Consider the following 17447-nt stretch of genomic DNA (forward strand, 5'->3'; position numbering starts at 1 on the left):
GGTGATCGCCTGATACTCGTGCCCCAGCGCTCGCGCGGCAGCGGCCATCACCGGGATCGGCGTCGTGCCGTCCGACCAGTCCGTGTGGGCGTGCAGATCCCCTCGGAGACGTGCTCGCAGCGCCGATCTGCGCTCGGGCTCGACCTCGCCCCGCAGCTCGATGAGATAGTCCGGGACCTCGCCGCCCTGGGCCTGCCGGATCACGCCGAAGGTCGACTCGCCGATCCCCTTCGCGGCACGGAGCCGCGTGGGATCGGCGCGGACGTCGTCCGGAAGCTGCTGCAGAGCCGCGGCCGCCACCCTGAACGCCTTCGCCCGATACCTCGACGCGCGCTCGCGCTCGAGCAGTGACGCGATCTGGAGCAGCGCTGCGACGGGATCCATCCGGGACCTATGCCGAGGCCAGCTCGCGACTCACGCCGATCCACTGGTCGAGCTTCGCGAGAGCGCGGCCGTCGTCGATCGCCTGTGCGGCGCGCTCGTACCCCTCGCGCAGACGCTCCAGGATGGGTCGCTGCACCTGGGCGGCGTCCTGCGACAGCTCGAAGGCGACGATGCCGGCCGCCGCGTTGAGCAGCACGATGTCGCGCACGGGCCCGGCCTCCCCCTCGAGGGTGCGCCGGAGGATCGCGGCGTTGTGGTCAGGGGTGCCTCCGATCAGATCGGAGAGGTCGGCGACCGGGATGCCGAGGTCTCGGGGGTCGAGGTCGTGCTCGTGGATGTCACCGCGCGTGACCTCCCAGATGCGGCTGTGGCCGGTCGTCGTGAGCTCGTCGAGACCGTCGTCGCCGCGGAAGACCAGGGCCGTGGCTCCTCGGGTGCGGAAGACGCCGGTGATCAGCGGGACGCGCTCGAGCTGTGCGACGCCGACGGCGTTGGCCTCTGCTCGGGCGGGGTTGCAGAGCGGCCCGAGCATGTTGAACACCGTGGGCACGCCGAGTTCGGCGCGGACCTTCGCCGCGTGCTTGAACCCCGGGTGGAAGGCGCCGGCCCAGGCGAAGGTGATCCCCGTGCGATCAAGGATCGACGACACGGCGGCCGGATCGAGAGTGAGTTCGAGTCCGAGGGCGCTCAGCACGTCGGACGAGCCGGAGGACGAGCTGGCGGCCCGGTTGCCGTGCTTGACGACCGGCACCCCCGTCGCTCCGATGATCACGGCGGCGGTCGTCGAGACGTTGACGGTGCCGACGCGGTCGCCGCCGGTTCCGACGATGTCGAGGACGTCCGGCGACACGGGCAGGGGCACGGCGGCTTCGAGGATGGCGTCGCGGAACCCGACGATCTCGTCGATCGTCTCGCCCTTGGCGCGCAGCGCGACGAGGAACCCCGCGAGCTGCGCCTCGGTCACGTCTCCGCGCATGATCTGGCGCATGGCCCAGGTGGACTCCCAGACGCTGAGGTCTCGGCGCTCCAGGAGGGTGGTGAGCACGTCGGACCAGGTCAGGGAATCAGCCATGTGTGCGATCCTATCGGCGCGGGAAAACGTGCAGACCGTCAGACGGATGACCGGAGACCGCCCCAGAACGCCCTTTTCCGCGGATTCACCGACTATTCGCAGCGATTTCTTAGGGTCGCCTAAGTGCGATGGCAGCGAATCGAAGGGTCCCGGTGCGAGAATCATGCCCCGGGATCGGCCATAATGGAAGGGTGACGACCTCAGCGACGTATGCCCCGGCGGCAAGAACGATCAAGCGCCCCAACCCGGTAGCTGTCGGCACCATTGTGTGGCTCGGCAGCGAGGTGATGTTCTTCGCGGGACTCTTCGCGATCTACTTCACGCTCCGCAGCACCTCCCCCGACCTCTGGGCCGACCGCACCGAGCTGCTGAACGTGCCGTTCGCCTTCGTGAACACGGCCATCCTGGTGCTCTCGTCCTTCACCTGCCAGATGGGTGTGTTCGCTGCTGAGGATCTGCAGCCGTACAAGCTCGGCAAGGGCCAGAAGAACGGTGCCGGCCGACGCCGCCTGTTCGGCTGGGGCATGGTCGAGTGGTTCTTCCTCACCTTCGCGCTCGGCGCGATCTTCGTCTCCGGCCAGGTGTGGGAGTACGCCACCCTCGTCGCCGAGGGCATGCCCATCAGCGCGGACTCCTACGCCTCCGCGTTCTACCTGACGACCGGCTTCCACGCCCTCCACGTCACCGGCGGACTCATCGCCTTCCTGCTCGTCATCGGACGCGCGTACGCCGTCAAGAACTTCCGGCACAAGGAGGCGACCTCCTCGATCGTCGTCTCCTACTACTGGCACTTCGTCGACGTCGTCTGGATCGTGCTGTTCGTCGTTATCTACTTCCTGAAATAAGAGCGGAGCTGATCCCCGAGATGGCACGAGAGAAGAAGCGCCGTTCGAACGGCCGTCGCAGTCCCCTGGCTGCCGCAGCACTCATCGGCGCAGGCCTGATGATCACCGGCGCCGTATACGCCGGGACGTCCGCGGCCTTCGCCGCGACCGACACCCAGACCGCCGCGTCCAGCACGCTCACCGTCGACGACGGCGAGAAGCTGTTCACGGCGAACTGCGCGACCTGCCACGGCCTCGACCTGCAGGGAACGCCCAACGGGCCCAGCCTGTACGGAGTCGGCGAGCTGGCGGTCGAGTTCCAGATGTCCACCGGACGCATGCCGTTGCAGATGCAGGGCCCGCAGGCTCCGCAGAAGGAGCCGCAGTTCACCGAGGACCAGATCCTCGCGATCTCCTCGTTCGTGCAGGAGTCGGCTCCCGGCCCCACGTTCCCCGAGGATCACCTCCTGGACGGCGGCGGCGACGTCGCGAACGGCGCGGAGCTGTTCCGCGTCAACTGCGCCATGTGCCACAACGTCGCAGCAGCCGGTGGAGCGCTCACCGAGGGCAAGTACGCCCCCGCCCTGACCGAGACCAGCGCGCTGCACATGTACGCGGCCATGGTCACCGGCCCCCAGAACATGCCCGTCTTCGGCGACATGAACCTGTCGGACGAAGACAAGCGCGACATCATCTCGGCACTGCTCTACCAGCAGCAGTCGGTGCAGATCGGCGGGTTCTCGCTCGGTTCGCTCGGCCCCGTCTCCGAGGGCCTGTTCGTCTGGATCTTCGGGATCGGCGCACTCGTCGCGATCACCGTGTGGATCACGGCGAAGTCCAACTGACGCTTAATCATCGAAGAGGAACGTACGAGGAGCACCATGGCACACGACGACGACTCGCAGGCTCTCGATAGGGCCTACCAGCCCTCTCCGGGGCTGGGTGTCGCAGTCAGCGATCCCGTGCAGAACCCGGGGCTTCCGCCGCACCGCGAGCGGATGACCGACAAGGACCCGCGCGCTGAGAAGACTGCGGAGCGCACGGTCTACACGCTGTTCTACCTCTCGCTGGCCGGAAGCATCTGGGCGGTCGCCGCCTACATGCTGTTCCCCATCGAGAGCGGCGCGCTCATCGACATCCGACAGAACAACCTCTTCATCGGTCTGGGCATCGCGCTCGCACTGCTGTCGATCGGAATCGGCGCGATCCACTGGTCCAAGGCGCTGATGAGCGACAAGGAGCACATCGAGCACCGCCACCCCACCCGTGGCAAGGACTCGACCCGCGAGGCTGTCGTCGAGGCGTTCGCCACGGCGAACGAGGAGTCCGGCTTCGGACGCCGCACGATGATCCGAAACTCGCTGTTCGCCTCGATCGTCGCCTCGATCATCCCCGGCGTGACGCTCTTCCGCGGTCTCGCTCCGCACAGCACTCCCGACGACCCCACTGCCGGCGATCCGGTCGTGCTGCTGAAGCAGACGATGTGGGAGAAGGGTCAGCGACTCGTGCGCGACCCCGACGGCACGCCGATCCGCGCTGCCGACGTCACCATCGGCTCCGCGTTCCACGTGATCCCGGAGGACCTCGCCGACCTCAGCCACCACGACGGCTACCTCGAGGAGAAGGCGAAGGCCATCGTGCTGATGATGCGCCTCCGTCCCGAGCAGCTCACCGAGGCCGAGGACCGCAAGGACTGGTCGTACGACGGCATCGTCGCGTACTCCAAGGTCTGCACCCACGTCGGCTGCCCTGTCGCTCTGTACGAGCAGCAGACGCACCACCTGCTGTGCCCCTGCCACCAGTCGCAGTTCGACGTGACCGATCACGCCAAGGTCATCTTCGGCCCGGCCGCACGCCCGCTGCCGCAGCTGCCCATCACCGTCGACGACGAGGGCTACCTCGTCGCACGCAGTGACTTCACCGAGCCCGTCGGCCCGAGCTTCTGGGAGCGCCATTGAGCACCGCAACGCTGTCCAAAGAGGACAAGGACAACAAGGCGCCCCTCGGCGGCCGATTCGTCGGCGCCGCGTCGAACTACATCGATGAGCGCACCAGCATCTCGGGCTTCGTCAAGGAGTTCGGACGCAAGATCTTCCCCGACCACTGGTCGTTCATGCTCGGCGAGATCGCTCTGTGGAGCTTCGTGGTCGTGTTCCTCTCCGGAACCTTCCTGACGTTCTTCTTCCAGGCCTCGATGGTCGAGACGCACTACACCGGCGCGTACGCGCCGATGCGGGGCATCGAGATGTCGGCGGCTCTCGAGTCGTCGCTCCACATCTCGTTCGATCTGCGTGGTGGCCTCCTGGTCCGTCAGATCCACCACTGGGCCGCTCTCGTCTTCGTCGCCGGCATCGGCGTGCACATGCTGCGCGTCTTCTTCACCGGAGCGTTCCGCAAGCCGCGCGAGCTCAACTGGGTGATCGGATTCGTCCTGTTCATCCTCGCGATGGCCGAGGGCTTCACCGGCTACTCGCTCCCCGACGACCTGCTCTCGGGTAACGGTCTGCGCATCATCGACGGCATGATCAAGGGCTTCCCGCTCGTCGGCACCTGGATCTCGTTCCTGCTGTTCGGCGGCGAGTTCCCCGGCACCGACATCGTGGGCCGTCTCTACACGCTGCACATCCTGCTGCTCCCGCTCCTGGTCATCGGCCTGATCGCGGTGCACCTGATGCTCATGATCGTGAACAAGCACACGCAGTTCGCCGGCCCCGGCCGCACGAACGACAACGTCGTGGGCTACCCGATGATGCCGGTCTACATGTCGAAGATGGGCGGCTACCTGTTCATCGTCTTCGGCACGATCGTGCTGATCGCGACGTTCTTCCAGATCAACCCGATCTGGAACTACGGCCCCTACGACCCGTCCCCCGTGTCCGCCGGTACCCAGCCTGACTGGTACATCGGCTTCGCGGACGGTGCTCTCCGCCTCGCTCCGTCGAACCTCGACGTCGTGTTCCTGAACCACACCTGGTCGTTCGGAATCCTGCTCCCGGTGATCGTGCTCGGTCTGTTCATCGTGCTCGTGGCCGTCTACCCCTTCATCGAGGCGTGGATCACGGGAGACAAGCGCGAGCACCACATCGCCCAGCGTCCCCGCAACGCGGCGACCCGCACCGCCATCGGCGTCGCCGGGGTCATCTTCTACGCGGTGCTCTGGGCTGCGGCATCGTCCGACCTCATCGCCACGCACTTCATGCTCACGATGGAAGGCGTCATCCACACGCTGCAGGCGCTGCTGTTCGTCGGTCCCGTGCTCGGATACTTCATCGCCAAGCGCATCGCGATCGCGCTGCAGAAGAAGGACCGCGAGATCGTCCTGCACGGCTTCGAGTCCGGGCGCATCGTGCGCCTTCCCGGCGGCGAGTTCATCGAGGTGCATCAGCCGGTCGACAAGTACGACCGTTGGAAGCTCATCGACGTCGACGGCTACGAGCCCCTGGTGGTCCGTCCGAACGCGAAGGGCCGCATCTCGTGGACCGAGAACATGCGTTCGTCGATCTCGCGCTGGTTCTTCGAGGACCGCCTCGCCCCGCTCACGCAGGCGGAGGTCGAGGCTGCGGATTCTCACCAGCACCACGTCGAGGCTCACAACGAGGAGACCGAGGCCGCGGAGATCCAGGGCGCTCACGAGCGCGCCGGCGCTCCTGACGCCCCTCTCACCTCCAGCGAGACGCACGTCGACGAGACGGCGAACACGCCCAGCACGGTCATCTCGACCGGGCCCGTGAAGAAGCCCCGCTCGAAGAAGAAGTCGGAGGACGGCGAGTAGGATCGCCGCTCCCCCAGAAGGCCCTGTCCGTTCGCGGACAGGGCCTTCTTCACGTCCGGGTTCCTCTCACGTCGGCGTGGAAGGATCGTTCCATGAGCTCAGCAGTCCAACTCATCCGTTCCACCGACCTGGCCGCGGCACCGTACGCCTACGCGGCCACCGCTCCCGCCGGCTCCCGCCTGATCTTCCTCGCCGGGGCCTGCCCTCTCGAAGACGACGGCAGCACCACCGCCCCCGGTGACTACGCCGCGCAGGCCGCCCGCTGTGTGCAGACCCTGCGTGCCGCGCTCCGTGCGAGCGGCGCCGAGCTGACCGATGTGATCAGCACCCGTGTCCTGGTCGCTTCGTCTTCCCGGAGCGATCTGGTGACCGCGTGGGACGTCGTCCACGAGGCCTTCGGAGATCACGACGTGCCGAGCACTCTGATGGGTGTCACTGTGCTCGGTTACGACGATCAGCTGGTCGAGATCGAAGCGATCGCCGCGGTCGCGGAGCAGACCCGGTGAGCGCCGTCATCCGCCCGGGAGCAGCGGACGACGCCGAGGCTCTGCAGGCCGTCGAGGCACAGGCCGACGCTCTTCTGATCGACAGGCTCGGCGCACCGCACTGGCCTGCCGCCGCCGATGGCGCCTCGAGACTCGCAGCCCCCGGTTTCGTCCTCGTGCTCGAGGAGTCCGAGGACTCCTCCCCCGTGGGCTTCGTCCACGTCCTGGATGCGGACGGCCACGCGCACCTCGAGCAGCTCTCCGTCCTGCCCTCCGTCGGGCGGCAGGGCCATGGCCGGCGTCTCGTGGAGGCGGCGCTGGAGGAAGCGCGTGAACGCGGCTACACGAGGGTCTCGCTGCGGACCTACGCAGAGATCCCGTGGAACGCGCCGTTCTATGCGAGCTGCGGATTCCTCGAGAGCATCCCCGAGACGTCCTTCCAGCGCGCTCTGGTCGATACGGAGGCCCGCCTCGACCTCGACCGCTACGGCCGTCGCATCCAGATGACCGTGGAGCTCTGACGCCCCTTCGAGCTCTGACGCCCCTTCGACCCTCTCACTCTCAGGGCGTTCGGGGCCGTCTCCGGGCCTCGTGAGCGCCTTCCGGCCCCCGGGAGCTGCAGCCGCACCGACAGACGGGAAAAGCCCCTGGGATGGAACCCAGGGGCTTTGTCCGTCGTCTTGTCAGCGTGCGAAGTTGCCGCGGTAGTACTCGTACACCCAGCCGACGATCGCGACCACGAAGATCGCGAGGCCGATCGGCAGGAGGAAGTGTCCGACGGCGAGTCCGACGACGAACACGGCCGCGGATCCTGCGAGGACCAGGGGCCACCAGGACCACGGGCTGAACTCGCCGAGTTCGGGATCTCCGTCGTCGATGTCGCTGGTCAGGATGTCCTCGGGCAGCTCGCCGTTCTGGGCCTTGTGCGTGCGGTCGAGGTAGAAGGCGATCATCGCCCCCATGAAGGTCGCGAAGAACAGTGCGACCGTTCCGACCCATTCGATCCGCTCAGCGAAGTTGTCCGCGGGCGTGGCGAGGATGTGCCAGCCCGTGTAGACGACGCCGACCAGGGCGAAGAAGGCGGTGAGGACCCACCAGAGGATGACGTTGTCGCGCATGGCTCAGTGGCCCTCTCGCTCGCCGGGTGCGGCAGGCGAGAACTCGGCCGCCTCCGGGTGGTTCAGGTCGAATGCCGGGCGCTCGCTGCGGATGCGCGGGATCGACGTGAAGTTGTGTCGCGGCGGCGGGCAGGACGTCGCCCACTCGAGAGATGCGCCGTAACCCCACGGGTCGTTGACGGTGACCTTGGGAGCCTTGCGAGCCGTGATCCAGACGTTCAGGAAGAACGGGAGCATCGACGCACCGAGGATCATCGCGCCGATCGTGGAGACCTGGTTCTGCCAGGTCCACCCGTCGGCTGCCGAGTAGTCCGCGTACCGGCGCACCATGCCGTCGACACCGAGCCAGTGCTGGATGAGGAACGTCATGTGGAAGCCGATGAACAGCAGCCAGAAGTGCACATAGCCGAGGCGCTCGTTGAGCATGCGTCCCGTCCACTTCGGCCACCAGAAGTAGAAGCCCGCGAACATCGCGAACACCACGGTTCCGAAGACCACGTAGTGGAAGTGCGCCACGACGAAGTACGAGTCGGACAGTGCGAAGTCGAGGGGCGGCGCCGCGAGGATGACGCCGGTGAGGCCACCGAACACGAAGGAGACCAGGAATCCGAGGGCGAACACCATCGGCGTCTCGAACGTCACGGAGCCTCGCCACAGCGTGCCGATCCAGTTGAAGATCTTCACGCCCGTCGGAACTGCGATGAGCATCGTCATCAGCGCGAAGAAGGGCAGCAGCACGGATCCAGTCACGTACATGTGGTGAGCCCACACCGCCACGGACAGCGCCGCGATCGCGATCGTCGCGTAGACCAGGGTCTTGTATCCGAAGATCGGCTTGCGGCTGAACACCGGGAAGATCTCGGAGACGATGCCGAAGAACGGCAGCGCGATGATGTACACCTCAGGGTGTCCGAAGAACCAGAACAGGTGCTGCCACAGCAGGACGCCGCCGTTGGCGGGGTCGTAGATGTGCGCGCCGAGAACTCGGTCCGCACCGGCGGCGAAGATCGCCGCGGCCAGCACCGGGAACGCCATCAGGATGAGAAGGCTGGTGATCAGCGTGTTCCAGGAGAAGATCGGCATGCGCCACATGGTCATGCCGGGGGCGCGCATCGTGATGATGGTCGTGATGAAGTTCACGGCGCCGAGGATGGTGCCGAAGCCAGAGATTCCCAGGCCCAGCATCCAGAGGTTTCCACCCGCGCCCGGCGAGAACGAGGCGCTCGCGAGCGGCTGGTAGGCGAACCAGCCGAACGAGGCCGCACCCTGCGGGGTGAGGAAGCCGGCGACCGCGATGGTCGATCCGAACAGGAAGAGCCAGAAGGCGAAGGCGTTCAGACGCGGGAACGCCACATCCGGCGCTCCGATCTGCAACGGCAGGATCGCGTTCGCGAATCCCGCGAAGAGCGGCGTCGCGAACATCAGCAGCATGATCGTGCCGTGCATCGTGAACAGCTGGTTGTACTGCTCCTTGGTCGGGATGATCTGCATCCCGGGGGCGAACAGCTCTGCGCGGATGACGAGCGCCATCACGCCACCGAGGAGGAAGAACAGCACCGAGGCGATGAGGTACATGTACCCGATCGTCTTGTGGTCGGTGGAGGTGATCCACTTGACGACGATGTTGCCCTTCTGCTCCACACGCGAGGAGCTCATCAGAGCGGCCTGGCGGGCGGGCAGATCGGTGGGACGGGAGCGGGGAGCCTCGTCGGTGCGGGGTGCTTCAGTGGTCGACATGGCTTACTCCTCTCCTTCCTCGGAGTCGGTCGGTGCAGTGGTGCCCGGGTAGTTGCCCAGACGGTCGTAGGCATCGGTGATGTCTCCGGTGTTGCCTTCTTCTTCGAGCGTCTGCAGGTACGCGTCGTACTCGTCCTGCTCGACGACCTTGACGTTGAAGAGCATCATCGAGTGGTACTCGCCGCAGAGCTCGGCGCACTTGCCGGCGTACTCGCCGACTCGGGTCGGGATGAACGACCAGGAGTTGTCCTTCCCGATGTACATGTCCTTCTTGTACAGGAAGTCGATGATCCAGAACGAGTGGATGACATCGCGCGACTGCAGGTTGATCGTGACCTTCTTGTCGACCGGCAGGACGAGGGTGGGCAGCTGCTCCTGGTCGATGTTGCCGGCGGCGTCGGGCTGCGCCTGGATGCCCATGGTCCAGACGGCGTCGGAGTTGTCCTCCTCCTCGCCGTCGTACTGGAAGTCCCATGCCCACTGCTTCGCGATCGCGGTGATCTCGACGTCGGGCTCATCCCACTTCGCCTCGATCGCGGTCTGGTCGCGAGCGGTGAAGAAGAACATGCCGAGGACCAGGATGAGCGGAACGATCGTGTAGAAGATCTCGATCGGCATGTTGTAGCGCATCTGGACCGGCAGACCGGTCTGTCCCTTGCGGCGACGGTAGGCGATCGCGGCCCAGGCCATGAGGCCCCAGGTGATCACACCGACGGCGAGCAGGACGATCCAGGAGTTCACCCAGAGCGACGAGACGCGCTCGGTCTGGTTGGTGGCCGCAGGCTCACCCTCCACGAAGCCCGGCAGGTAGCCGTTCAGCTCGGTGGCAGTACATCCCGCCAGGGCCACGGCTGCCGCTACTCCCAGGGGGAGAGCGGCCCAACGAAGGCGGCGTTTCGAGGGCACGATGCACCTTTCAGATTGCGGACAGGGCACACCCAAGTCTAGGGCAACCTCACACCTGATTCATGCCAACCACGCAGGTTGCCACGAGGGGGGACGGGGTCAGTGGAAGCTGTCTCCGCAGGCGCAGCTGCCGGCGGCGTTGGGGTTGTCGATCGTGAAGCCCTGCTCCGAGATCGTGTCCTTGAAGTCGATCGACGCACCGTCGAGGTACGGGACGCTCATGTTGTCGATGATGACCTCGACACCGTCGAAGTCGACGGTCTCGTCGCCCTCGAGGTAGCGCTCGTCGAAGTACAGCTGGTAGATCAGGCCGGAGCATCCGCCGGGCTGGACGGCGACGCGCAGACGCAGGTCGTCGCGGCCTTCCTGCTCGAGGAGATTCTTCACCTTGATCGCGGCGGCGTCGGTCAGCTTCACGCCGTGCGCCTGGGTGGACTCTGCTGCAGTCAGTGTGGTGTCGCTCATGTCGCTCCTTGTGACGGGCCGTGATCACACGGCTGGTGACTCGATTTTACCCTCCGGCCGGACGGTCGGGCTCAGATGATGGTGTCGTTCATGCGCGAGAGCAGCAGGGCCTCGGTCGCCACCGCGTGGCGGAAGGTGTCGAGGTGCAGCGATTCGTTCGGGCTGTGTGCCCTCGAATGCGGATCCTCGACCCCCGTGACCAGGATCTGGGCGGCGGGGAACTCGCGCACGAGATCGGAGATGAAGGGGATGGATCCCCCCACGCCCAGATCGATCGGAGCAACGCCGTATCCGTCGCGCATGGCGTCGCGGGTCAGCGAGACCGCCCACCCGCTGGTGTCGACGAGGAAGCCGTCGCCCAGGTCGACGTCGGAGAACGTCAGCTCGGCGCCGAACGGCGCATGCGCGCGAAGGTGTGCCTCGAGTGCCGCGTACGCGTCGTCTGCGGACTGCCCCGGCGCCACCCTGGCGCTGATGACGACGGTCACCTCGGGGAGCAGCGTGTTCGACGCTGCGGAGACACTCGTGGCGTCGATCCCGATGACCGTGACCGACGGCTTGTTCCAGATACGGCTGAGGATCGTCCCGTCGCCGATCGGCGTCGTGCCCGGTAGCAGTCCGGCCTCGTCGCGCAGCGTCTCCTCGCCGTACTCGGGCGTGGGCGCGTCGCGCTCCGTCATCCCCTCGACCGCGACAGACCCGTCGTCGTTCCAGAGAGTGGACAGCATCCTGACCGTCGTCATCATGGCGTCGGGGACCGCTCCCCCGAACATCCCGGAGTGGGAGGCATGATCGAGCGTGCGCACGCGCACCGTGAACCGCGCGTTGCCCCGCAGCGACACGGTCAGTCCGGGGGTGACCGAGTCCCAGTTGCCGGAGTCCGCGACCACGATCGCGTCGGCGCGCAGCGCCTCCTTGTTGTCGGAGAGGAACTGCGCGAACGAGCGCGAGCCGTACTCCTCCTCCCCCTCGATGAACATGGCGATGCCCAGATCGAGATCGTCGCCCCGCACCTCCGCGAGCGCGCGGATGGCCGCGATGTGCGCCATGATCCCGGCCTTGTCGTCCGCGGCGCCTCGGCCGTACATGCGACCGTCTCTGACCGTGGGCTCGAACGGCGGGGTCTCCCACAGCTCGTCGTCGCCGGGAGGCTGCACGTCGTGGTGCGCGTACAGCAGGATCGTGGGCTTGCCGTTGCGGGCCGCGCGGGTCGCGAGCACGGCGGGCTGGCCCTTCTCGTCCGTTCCGGGGATGTCCGCACGGAGGATCCTGACGTCGTCGAACACGCCGGTGTCGGTGGCGAGGGCCGCGACGGCCTCTGCGCTGCGCTCGAGCTGCGTCTGATCGAACGCGGGCCAGGCCATGCCGGGGATGCGGACGAGGCGGCCGAGATCGCTCAGCGCCGCGGGCAGCCCCGTCGACGCCGCCTCGAGGAGCGCGCGCTCACGAGAGTCGGACGGATTCTGGTCACCGGGGTGGGCAGGAGATGTCATGCGAGTAATCTTAAGGTGATCCGCCTTCACCGAACCGAGGAACCTCGTGGCCACTACCCCTGTCTCCCCTCCGACGAACGACGACGCCCCGGAGACGCCGGCGCCGGGCAAGGGGCGCGCGACTCCGTCCAGGGCGGAGCAGGAGGCGGCACGCCGCCGCCCGCTGGTGGCGAACACGAAGGAGGCGAAGGCCGCGGCCCGCGCCGAGCTCAACGAGCGTCGCAACCGCGCCCAGGCCGGTCTCGCGGCCGGCGAGGAGAAGTTCCTGCCGCCCCGCGACAAGGGCCCGCAGCGTCGATGGGTGCGGGACTACGTCGATTCCGGGTGGCACCCGGCGGAGTTCGTGATGGGCGTGATGGTGCTCGTCATCCTCATCTCGTTGCTGCCCGCGAATCTCGCCATCGGCGGATTCGCCGTCGCCGGGTGGGCCTACCTGGTCATGATGGCGTACCTGATCCTCGCGATCGGCGGGATGGTGCTGCTCGGCATCCGCGTCAAGCGCAAGGTTGCCGCGAAGTTCGGCGCTGATCGGATGGAACGCGGACTCGGCTGGTATGCGGCCATGCGATCCCTGCAGATGCGTTTCATGCGCCTGCCCAAGCCTCAGGTCAAGCGCGGCGACCGTCCCGCCTGACCCCGCACACGGAAGAGGCGCCTCCCGCTCAACAGCAGGAGGCGCCTTTTCCGTACGGCGCGCGGATCCGTTCAGCGGGCGGCGAGCCCGCGGTTGATCTCGCGGCCCCAGAACGGCCCGCGGTAGAGGAACGCCGTGTAGCCCTGAACCAGCGTGGCTCCGGCCTCGAGGCGCTCCTGCACGTCGGAGGCCGTCTCCACTCCCCCGACGGCGATGACGCAGAAATCCTCGGGCACGGCGGAGCGCACCAGGCGGAGCACCTGCAGCGACCGCTCCTTGAGCGGTGCGCCGGACAGGCCGCCCGCTCCCAGCGCCTCGACCGTCGAGGCATCGGTCACGAGCCCTTCGCGACTGATGGTGGTGTTGTGAGCGATGATGCCGTCGAGTCCCTCGTCGACGGCCAGCTTCGCGATCGCGGTGATCTCGTCGTCGGGCAGGTCCGGGGCGATCTTGACCAGCAGCGGCGTCTCTCCCGCGGCCTTCTGCACGGCCCGCAGCAGCGGGGCGAGCGTCTCGACGGCCTGCAGACCACGAAGTCCCGGCGTGTTCGGCGACGAGACGTTCACGGCCAGGTAGTCCGCCAGCGGAGCGAGCTTCGTGGCGGACGAGACGTAGTCGGCCGTGGCATCCTCGACGTCGACGACCCGACTCTTGCCGATGTTGACGCCGATGACCGTGTCGGGCGCTCCCCGGCGCAGCCGCGCGAGGCGCCGCGCGACGGCATCCGCACCCTCGTTGTTGAAGCCCATGCGGTTGATGACCGCGCGGTCGGCGATGAGGCGGAAGAGCCGCGGACGCGGGTTTCCCTCCTGCGGGATCGCCGTCACGGTGCCGACCTCCACGTGACCGAATCCGAGGGCCGCGAGACCGCGCACGCCGACGGCATTCTTGTCGAAACCTGCTGCGATGCCGAACGGCGAGGCGAAGCTCAGACCCAGTGCGTCGACCCGCAGGGTCGGGTCGGGCCTGGTGTATGCACGTGTGACGCGGGCGAACGGGCCTGCGCCGAGCACGCGGATCACCGCCATGCCGGCGTGGTGGGCGAACTCGGGGTCGAAGCGCGACAGTACAGCGCGGAAGAGCAGCGGATACATCACTGCCAGATTACCGGTCGGCGAGCTCCGGATCCGCGTGGTCCGCACGGAGATCGGTGATGGCGCTCTCGAAGTCGTCGAGCGAGTCGAACGCCTGGTAGACGCTCGCGAACCGGAGGTACGCGACCTCGTCGAGGTCGCGCAGCGGCCCGAGGATCGCCAGCCCGATCTCGTTGGTGTCGAGCTGCGAGACGCCGGTCTGGCGCACCGCCTCCTCGACGCGCTGAGCGAGCACGGCGAGATCGGCCTCGGTCACAGGACGACCCTGGCAGGCCTTGCGCACACCGGAGATCACCTTCTCGCGGCTGAACGGCTCCATCACGCCCGAGCGTTTGATGACGTTGAGGCTCGCGGTCTCCGTGGTCGTGAACCGGCCGCCGCACTCCGGACACTGGCGGCGTCGACGGATCGACAGACCGTCATCGCTGGTGCGGGAATCGATGACCCGGGAATCCGGATGACGACAGAAGGGGCAGTGCATCTGACCGATCCTACGCCGTGAAACGAGCCTCGATCGCCTCACCGTGAGCGGGCAGCACCTCGGTGTCGGCGAGAGCGACGACGCCGGCGCGAACCTCGGCCAGCGCGGCACGGTCGTAGGCGATGACCTGCTGCGGACGCAGGAACGTGTACGCGCCGAGCCCCGGTGCGTACCGAGCCTGCCCGCCCGTCGGCAGCACGTGGTTGCTTCCGGCCATGTAGTCGCCCAGGCTGACGGGGGTGTGATCGCCGACGAACACCGCTCCGGCGCTCGTGAACGACGCGGCCGCGGCCTCGGCATCCGCCAGGTGCAGCTCGAGGTGTTCCGGAGCGTAGGCGTTGCTGAACGCCGCCGCCATCGCACGGTCGTCCACCAGCACGATCGCGGACTGCGGTCCGTCGAGCGCCGCCGCGACACGGACCGCATGCCGGGTCGCGGCCGCCCGCGTGCGGACTTCCTCCACCACCCGATCAGCCAGATCCGCGGAGTCCGTGACCAGGACCGCGGAGGCCTGCTCGTCGTGCTCGGCCTGGCTCACGAGATCTGCGGCGATGAGTCGCGGGTCCGCCTCGGCGTCCGCGACGACGAGGATCTCGGTGGCACCCGCCTCGGAGTCCGTGCCGACGACACCGGCCACCGCGCGCTTCGCGGAGGCGACGTAGTTGTTACCGGGGCCGGACAGCACGTCCACCGGATCCAGCCCGATGCCGGCGACCCCGTACGCGAAGGCGCCGATCGCTCCCGCGCCGCCCACCGCGTACACCTCGGTGATGCCGAGCAGGCCCGCTGCGGCGAGGATCGTCGGGTGCACGCGCCCGTCCTGGTCGCGCTGCGGCGGGGATGCGAGGGCGATCTGCTCCACCCCCGCGACCTGCGCGGGGACGACGTTCATGATCACGCTCGACGGGTAGACCGCCTTCCCGCCGGGGATGTAGACGCCCGCTCGATGCACCGGCTGCCAGCGCTGCGTGATGGTCGCCCCGGCGCCGATGCGCGTCACCTGGGACGCCGGCACCTGGGCGGCAGAGGCGATGCGGACGCGGCGGATCGCCTCGTCGAGAGCGGCACGGACCTCGGGGTCGAGGCTCGCCATCGCCTCCTCGATGTGCGCCGCCGGAACGCGGAGATCGTGGCCGACGACCCCGTCGAACCGCTCCGCCTGCTCCCGCAGCGCCTCCTCGCCGCGCTCTCGGACATCGTCGACGATGCGCGCCGCCGTGTCGAGGGCCTCGGCCCTGGCCTGGGTGGCGCGCGGAACCGCCGCGAGCATGTCAGCCGGCGAGAGCTCGCGCCCCCGCAGATCGATCGTGCGCAAGATCAGCCCTTCGTGATGTCAGCGATGTCGTGCAGGTAACCGATGCGACCGTCGTCGTGTCGGATGACGTAGGCGCCGCCACGGTCTTCGATGACCAGGGCCCAGGCGCTCGGGCCGATCCGGAAGATCGCGTCGCCTCGCTCGTCATGGACGTCGCGTTCGGTCTGCGCGAGGATCCAGAACGGCTGCGCGGCCGTCATCGCGGCGTGAGCCGCCGTCTCGTCGCGATCGTCCTCGTCGTCGATGGTGGGAAGAGCGACGGTGCGCGGGGACGAGACGTCGTACGCCGTGGCCCCCAGCAGGGACTCGATGCTGCCGGTGTCCGAGAGGATCTCCTGCGTCTGGCCCCGGGACCGTCGGGAGTAGGTCGGCACGTACTCCTCGTCAGCGGTGGCGTCCTCGGTGCCCGTGCCGCCCCCGGAGGCGTGCGCGGCGAGCGGTACCTGCTCGGCGAGATCGATCCGGGCGACCTCGTCCGTGGCGTGCTCCCCCGAGAGTTCGACGTCGAGCCCGCCGGCGGGAAGCGGCGTGGTGGTGTACGCCGGCGTGGCCGAGCTCGCCGAAGCATCCCCGACGACGGGAGCCTGCCCGGAGCCGGCGCCGAGATCATCCGTCTGGACCGGATCAGCCGCGAGGGTGGGCTCCACGAACAGAGCGTGGTCACCGGCGGGCTGCGCGGACTCGGACGCCAGCGGCTCCTGGGCGGGAGCCTGCCAGTCCTGGGCGGGAGCCTCCCAGTCCTGGGCGGGAGCCTCCGCTTCCTGCACGGGAGCCTGCGGCTCCTGAACGGGAGCCTGCTGCTCCTGGGCGGACGCATCCGTCGTCCAGGACGAATCCTGCGGAGACTCACCTGCCGTGGCGTCCGCTGCGACCGGGGCGGAGTCCGCCGCGCCCGGAGCGGAGTCAGCTGCGACGGGGGCGGCCGTCGGCTCGGGTCGAGGACGCGGGATCACCGGACGGACGGGGTTGGCATTGCGGTGGGCGAGTGTGACCAGTCGACCCTGGAAGTCCTCCTTGAGCCCCGGCACCAGGGGCGCGAAGACCGTCAGCACCACGAGCGCCAGTGCAGCGACGAGCTGGACGACACCGTTCCAGGAGAGTCCGAAGGCTCCGATCTCGATCGCGACGGTCACGGCGCTCCACAGCGCTCCGAGCCAGTAGACGGCGGCGACGGAGAACGCGACCGAGGCGAACTGATCGATCCCCAGCGAGCCGACCCGGCGGATCCCGTCGGGCGAGAAACGTCGCAGGATGAGCAGGAAGACCGCGGCGGTCGGGACTCCGACCGGGAGCACCCACTGGATCCCGGTGCCCCAGATCGAGACACCGCCGAGGTGCGGGAAGAACGACGCGATGAACGCGATGGCCCAGACGCCCACGATCAGCAGCTCGCGCAGAGTGAATCCGATGATGCCGAACTCCGGCGTCACCTCCTCGTCGTACAGCACGCCGTCGTCGTCGGAGAAGACCTCGTCGGCCGTGTGCTCCGTCGACGCCGTCCGGTCATCGGCATCCGTGCCGGCGCCGCTGAGGAAGGGTGATTCCGTGCTCATGGGGAGGGTCCTTTCGCCACGGTGCAGAGCTTCTGACGCCCGCACCCGAACGCGTCCTGATACTACCCGGTGCGTCCGTGAGGTCCTCACCGGAAGACGCCCCTCACGGGACCG

Annotated in this window: 17 protein-coding genes and 1 pseudogene; 7 read left to right on the forward strand and 11 right to left on the reverse strand. The window is 67.9% G+C overall.

Annotation, left to right across the window (positions count from 1 at the left end; all coding sequences use genetic code 11):
• Together ABTZ43_RS02640 and trpD are read right to left on the reverse strand one after the other, a co-directional pair.
• Positions 1 to 384 (reverse strand): annotated as a pseudogene (locus tag ABTZ43_RS02640) (PHP domain-containing protein); the annotation flags it as partial.
• Positions 385 to 391: 7 nt separating this feature from the next.
• Entirely contained in the window at positions 392 to 1456 is a 1065-nt protein-coding gene (gene trpD / locus ABTZ43_RS02645) for an anthranilate phosphoribosyltransferase (RefSeq protein WP_056418508.1), read from the reverse strand.
• 191 nt (positions 1457 to 1647) lie between these two features.
• On the opposite strand from trpD, the gene ctaE reads away from it, so the two are divergent.
• The 6 genes from ctaE to ABTZ43_RS02675 all read left to right on the forward strand — a co-directional run bounded on the left by ctaE (position 1648) and on the right by ABTZ43_RS02675 (position 7058).
• Entirely contained in the window at positions 1648 to 2301 is a 654-nt protein-coding gene (gene ctaE / locus ABTZ43_RS02650; RefSeq protein WP_502885302.1) for an aa3-type cytochrome oxidase subunit III, read from the forward strand.
• A gap of 20 nt (positions 2302 to 2321) precedes the next feature.
• On the forward strand, positions 2322 to 3125 hold the full coding sequence (gene qcrC / locus ABTZ43_RS02655) for a cytochrome bc1 complex diheme cytochrome c subunit (protein WP_045253754.1): 804 nt from the start codon (positions 2322 to 2324) through the stop codon (positions 3123 to 3125).
• Between the two features lie 36 nt (positions 3126 to 3161).
• Positions 3162 to 4238, forward strand: a complete 1077-nt coding sequence (gene qcrA, locus ABTZ43_RS02660; protein ID WP_350537732.1) for a cytochrome bc1 complex Rieske iron-sulfur subunit — start codon at positions 3162 to 3164, stop codon at positions 4236 to 4238.
• Positions 4235 to 6052 (forward strand): cytochrome bc1 complex cytochrome b subunit, encoded by a 1818-nt coding sequence (gene qcrB / locus ABTZ43_RS02665; RefSeq protein ID WP_350537733.1) that lies wholly within the window; start codon positions 4235 to 4237, stop codon positions 6050 to 6052. The genes qcrA and qcrB overlap by 4 nt, the downstream gene beginning before the upstream one ends.
• Positions 6053 to 6144: 92 nt before the next feature.
• On the forward strand, positions 6145 to 6558 hold the full coding sequence (locus tag ABTZ43_RS02670) for a RidA family protein (RefSeq protein WP_350537734.1): 414 nt from the start codon (positions 6145 to 6147) through the stop codon (positions 6556 to 6558).
• Positions 6555 to 7058 (forward strand): GNAT family N-acetyltransferase, encoded by a 504-nt coding sequence (locus ABTZ43_RS02675; protein WP_350537735.1) that lies wholly within the window; start codon positions 6555 to 6557, stop codon positions 7056 to 7058. The genes ABTZ43_RS02670 and ABTZ43_RS02675 overlap by 4 nt, the downstream gene beginning before the upstream one ends.
• Before the next feature lie 162 nt (positions 7059 to 7220).
• On the opposite strand, the gene ABTZ43_RS02680 is transcribed toward ABTZ43_RS02675, so the two are convergent.
• The 5 genes from ABTZ43_RS02680 to ABTZ43_RS02700 form a co-directional block, all read right to left on the reverse strand.
• Positions 7221 to 7655, reverse strand: coding sequence for a cytochrome c oxidase subunit 4 (locus ABTZ43_RS02680; protein WP_056418523.1), 435 nt, complete (start codon positions 7653 to 7655; stop codon positions 7221 to 7223).
• Between the two features lie 3 nt (positions 7656 to 7658).
• Positions 7659 to 9392, reverse strand: a complete 1734-nt coding sequence (gene ctaD / locus ABTZ43_RS02685) for an aa3-type cytochrome oxidase subunit I (RefSeq protein WP_056418526.1) — start codon at positions 9390 to 9392, stop codon at positions 7659 to 7661.
• Between the two features lie 3 nt (positions 9393 to 9395).
• Positions 9396 to 10298, reverse strand: coding sequence for an aa3-type cytochrome oxidase subunit II (ctaC, locus tag ABTZ43_RS02690; protein ID WP_056418529.1), 903 nt, complete (start codon positions 10296 to 10298; stop codon positions 9396 to 9398).
• 99 nt (positions 10299 to 10397) lie between these two features.
• Positions 10398 to 10763 (reverse strand): iron-sulfur cluster insertion protein ErpA, encoded by a 366-nt coding sequence (erpA, locus tag ABTZ43_RS02695; RefSeq protein WP_045253746.1) that lies wholly within the window; start codon positions 10761 to 10763, stop codon positions 10398 to 10400.
• A 71-nt stretch (positions 10764 to 10834) separates the two neighbouring features.
• Positions 10835 to 12256, reverse strand: coding sequence for a dipeptidase (locus ABTZ43_RS02700; protein ID WP_350537736.1), 1422 nt, complete (start codon positions 12254 to 12256; stop codon positions 10835 to 10837).
• A gap of 46 nt (positions 12257 to 12302) precedes the next feature.
• Between ABTZ43_RS02700 and ABTZ43_RS02705 the strand changes: the two genes are divergently transcribed.
• Positions 12303 to 12890: a DUF3043 domain-containing protein gene (locus ABTZ43_RS02705; RefSeq protein WP_045253744.1), complete on the forward strand. Its 588-nt coding sequence runs from the start codon at positions 12303 to 12305 to the stop codon at positions 12888 to 12890.
• 71 nt (positions 12891 to 12961) lie between these two features.
• On the opposite strand, the gene ABTZ43_RS02710 is transcribed toward ABTZ43_RS02705, so the two are convergent.
• Genes ABTZ43_RS02710 through ABTZ43_RS02725 form a run of 4 tightly spaced genes read right to left on the reverse strand, consistent with a single transcriptional unit; the run spans position 12962 to position 17333 of the window.
• Positions 12962 to 13984 carry a quinone-dependent dihydroorotate dehydrogenase gene (locus tag ABTZ43_RS02710; protein ID WP_149422749.1) on the reverse strand — a complete coding sequence of 341 codons (1023 nt, stop codon included), beginning with the start codon at positions 13982 to 13984 and terminating at the stop codon, positions 12962 to 12964.
• 10 nt (positions 13985 to 13994) lie between these two features.
• Positions 13995 to 14465 (reverse strand): transcriptional regulator NrdR, encoded by a 471-nt coding sequence (nrdR, locus tag ABTZ43_RS02715; protein ID WP_045253742.1) that lies wholly within the window; start codon positions 14463 to 14465, stop codon positions 13995 to 13997.
• 10 nt (positions 14466 to 14475) lie between these two features.
• On the reverse strand, positions 14476 to 15783 hold the full coding sequence (gene hisD / locus ABTZ43_RS02720; protein WP_056418538.1) for a histidinol dehydrogenase: 1308 nt from the start codon (positions 15781 to 15783) through the stop codon (positions 14476 to 14478).
• Positions 15783 to 17333 (reverse strand): hypothetical protein, encoded by a 1551-nt coding sequence (locus tag ABTZ43_RS02725; RefSeq protein WP_350537737.1) that lies wholly within the window; start codon positions 17331 to 17333, stop codon positions 15783 to 15785. Before ABTZ43_RS02725 ends, hisD begins: the two co-directional genes overlap by 1 nt.
• Positions 17334 to 17447: the final 114 nt, after the last annotated feature.

The organism is Microbacterium sp. NPDC097977, from assembly GCF_040302605.1.
Lineage (GTDB): Bacteria > Actinomycetota > Actinomycetes > Actinomycetales > Microbacteriaceae > Microbacterium.

Coding starts and splice junctions, on each gene's coding strand:
- nrdR (WP_045253742.1), bottom strand. CDS start 14,465: ATGCACTGCCCCTTCTGTCGTCATCCGGATTCCCGGGTCATCGATTCC.
- ABTZ43_RS02680 (WP_056418523.1), bottom strand. CDS start 7,655: ATGCGCGACAACGTCATCCTCTGGTGGGTCCTCACCGCCTTCTTCGCC.
- erpA (WP_045253746.1), bottom strand. CDS start 10,763: ATGAGCGACACCACACTGACTGCAGCAGAGTCCACCCAGGCGCACGGC.
- qcrC (WP_045253754.1), top strand. CDS start 2,322: ATGGCACGAGAGAAGAAGCGCCGTTCGAACGGCCGTCGCAGTCCCCTG.
- ABTZ43_RS02670 (WP_350537734.1), top strand. CDS start 6,145: ATGAGCTCAGCAGTCCAACTCATCCGTTCCACCGACCTGGCCGCGGCA.
- ABTZ43_RS02700 (WP_350537736.1), bottom strand. CDS start 12,256: ATGACATCTCCTGCCCACCCCGGTGACCAGAATCCGTCCGACTCTCGT.
- trpD (WP_056418508.1), bottom strand. CDS start 1,456: ATGGCTGATTCCCTGACCTGGTCCGACGTGCTCACCACCCTCCTGGAG.
- ABTZ43_RS02710 (WP_149422749.1), bottom strand. CDS start 13,984: ATGTATCCGCTGCTCTTCCGCGCTGTACTGTCGCGCTTCGACCCCGAG.
- ABTZ43_RS02725 (WP_350537737.1), bottom strand. CDS start 17,333: ATGAGCACGGAATCACCCTTCCTCAGCGGCGCCGGCACGGATGCCGAT.
- qcrA (WP_350537732.1), top strand. CDS start 3,162: ATGGCACACGACGACGACTCGCAGGCTCTCGATAGGGCCTACCAGCCC.
- ctaD (WP_056418526.1), bottom strand. CDS start 9,392: ATGTCGACCACTGAAGCACCCCGCACCGACGAGGCTCCCCGCTCCCGT.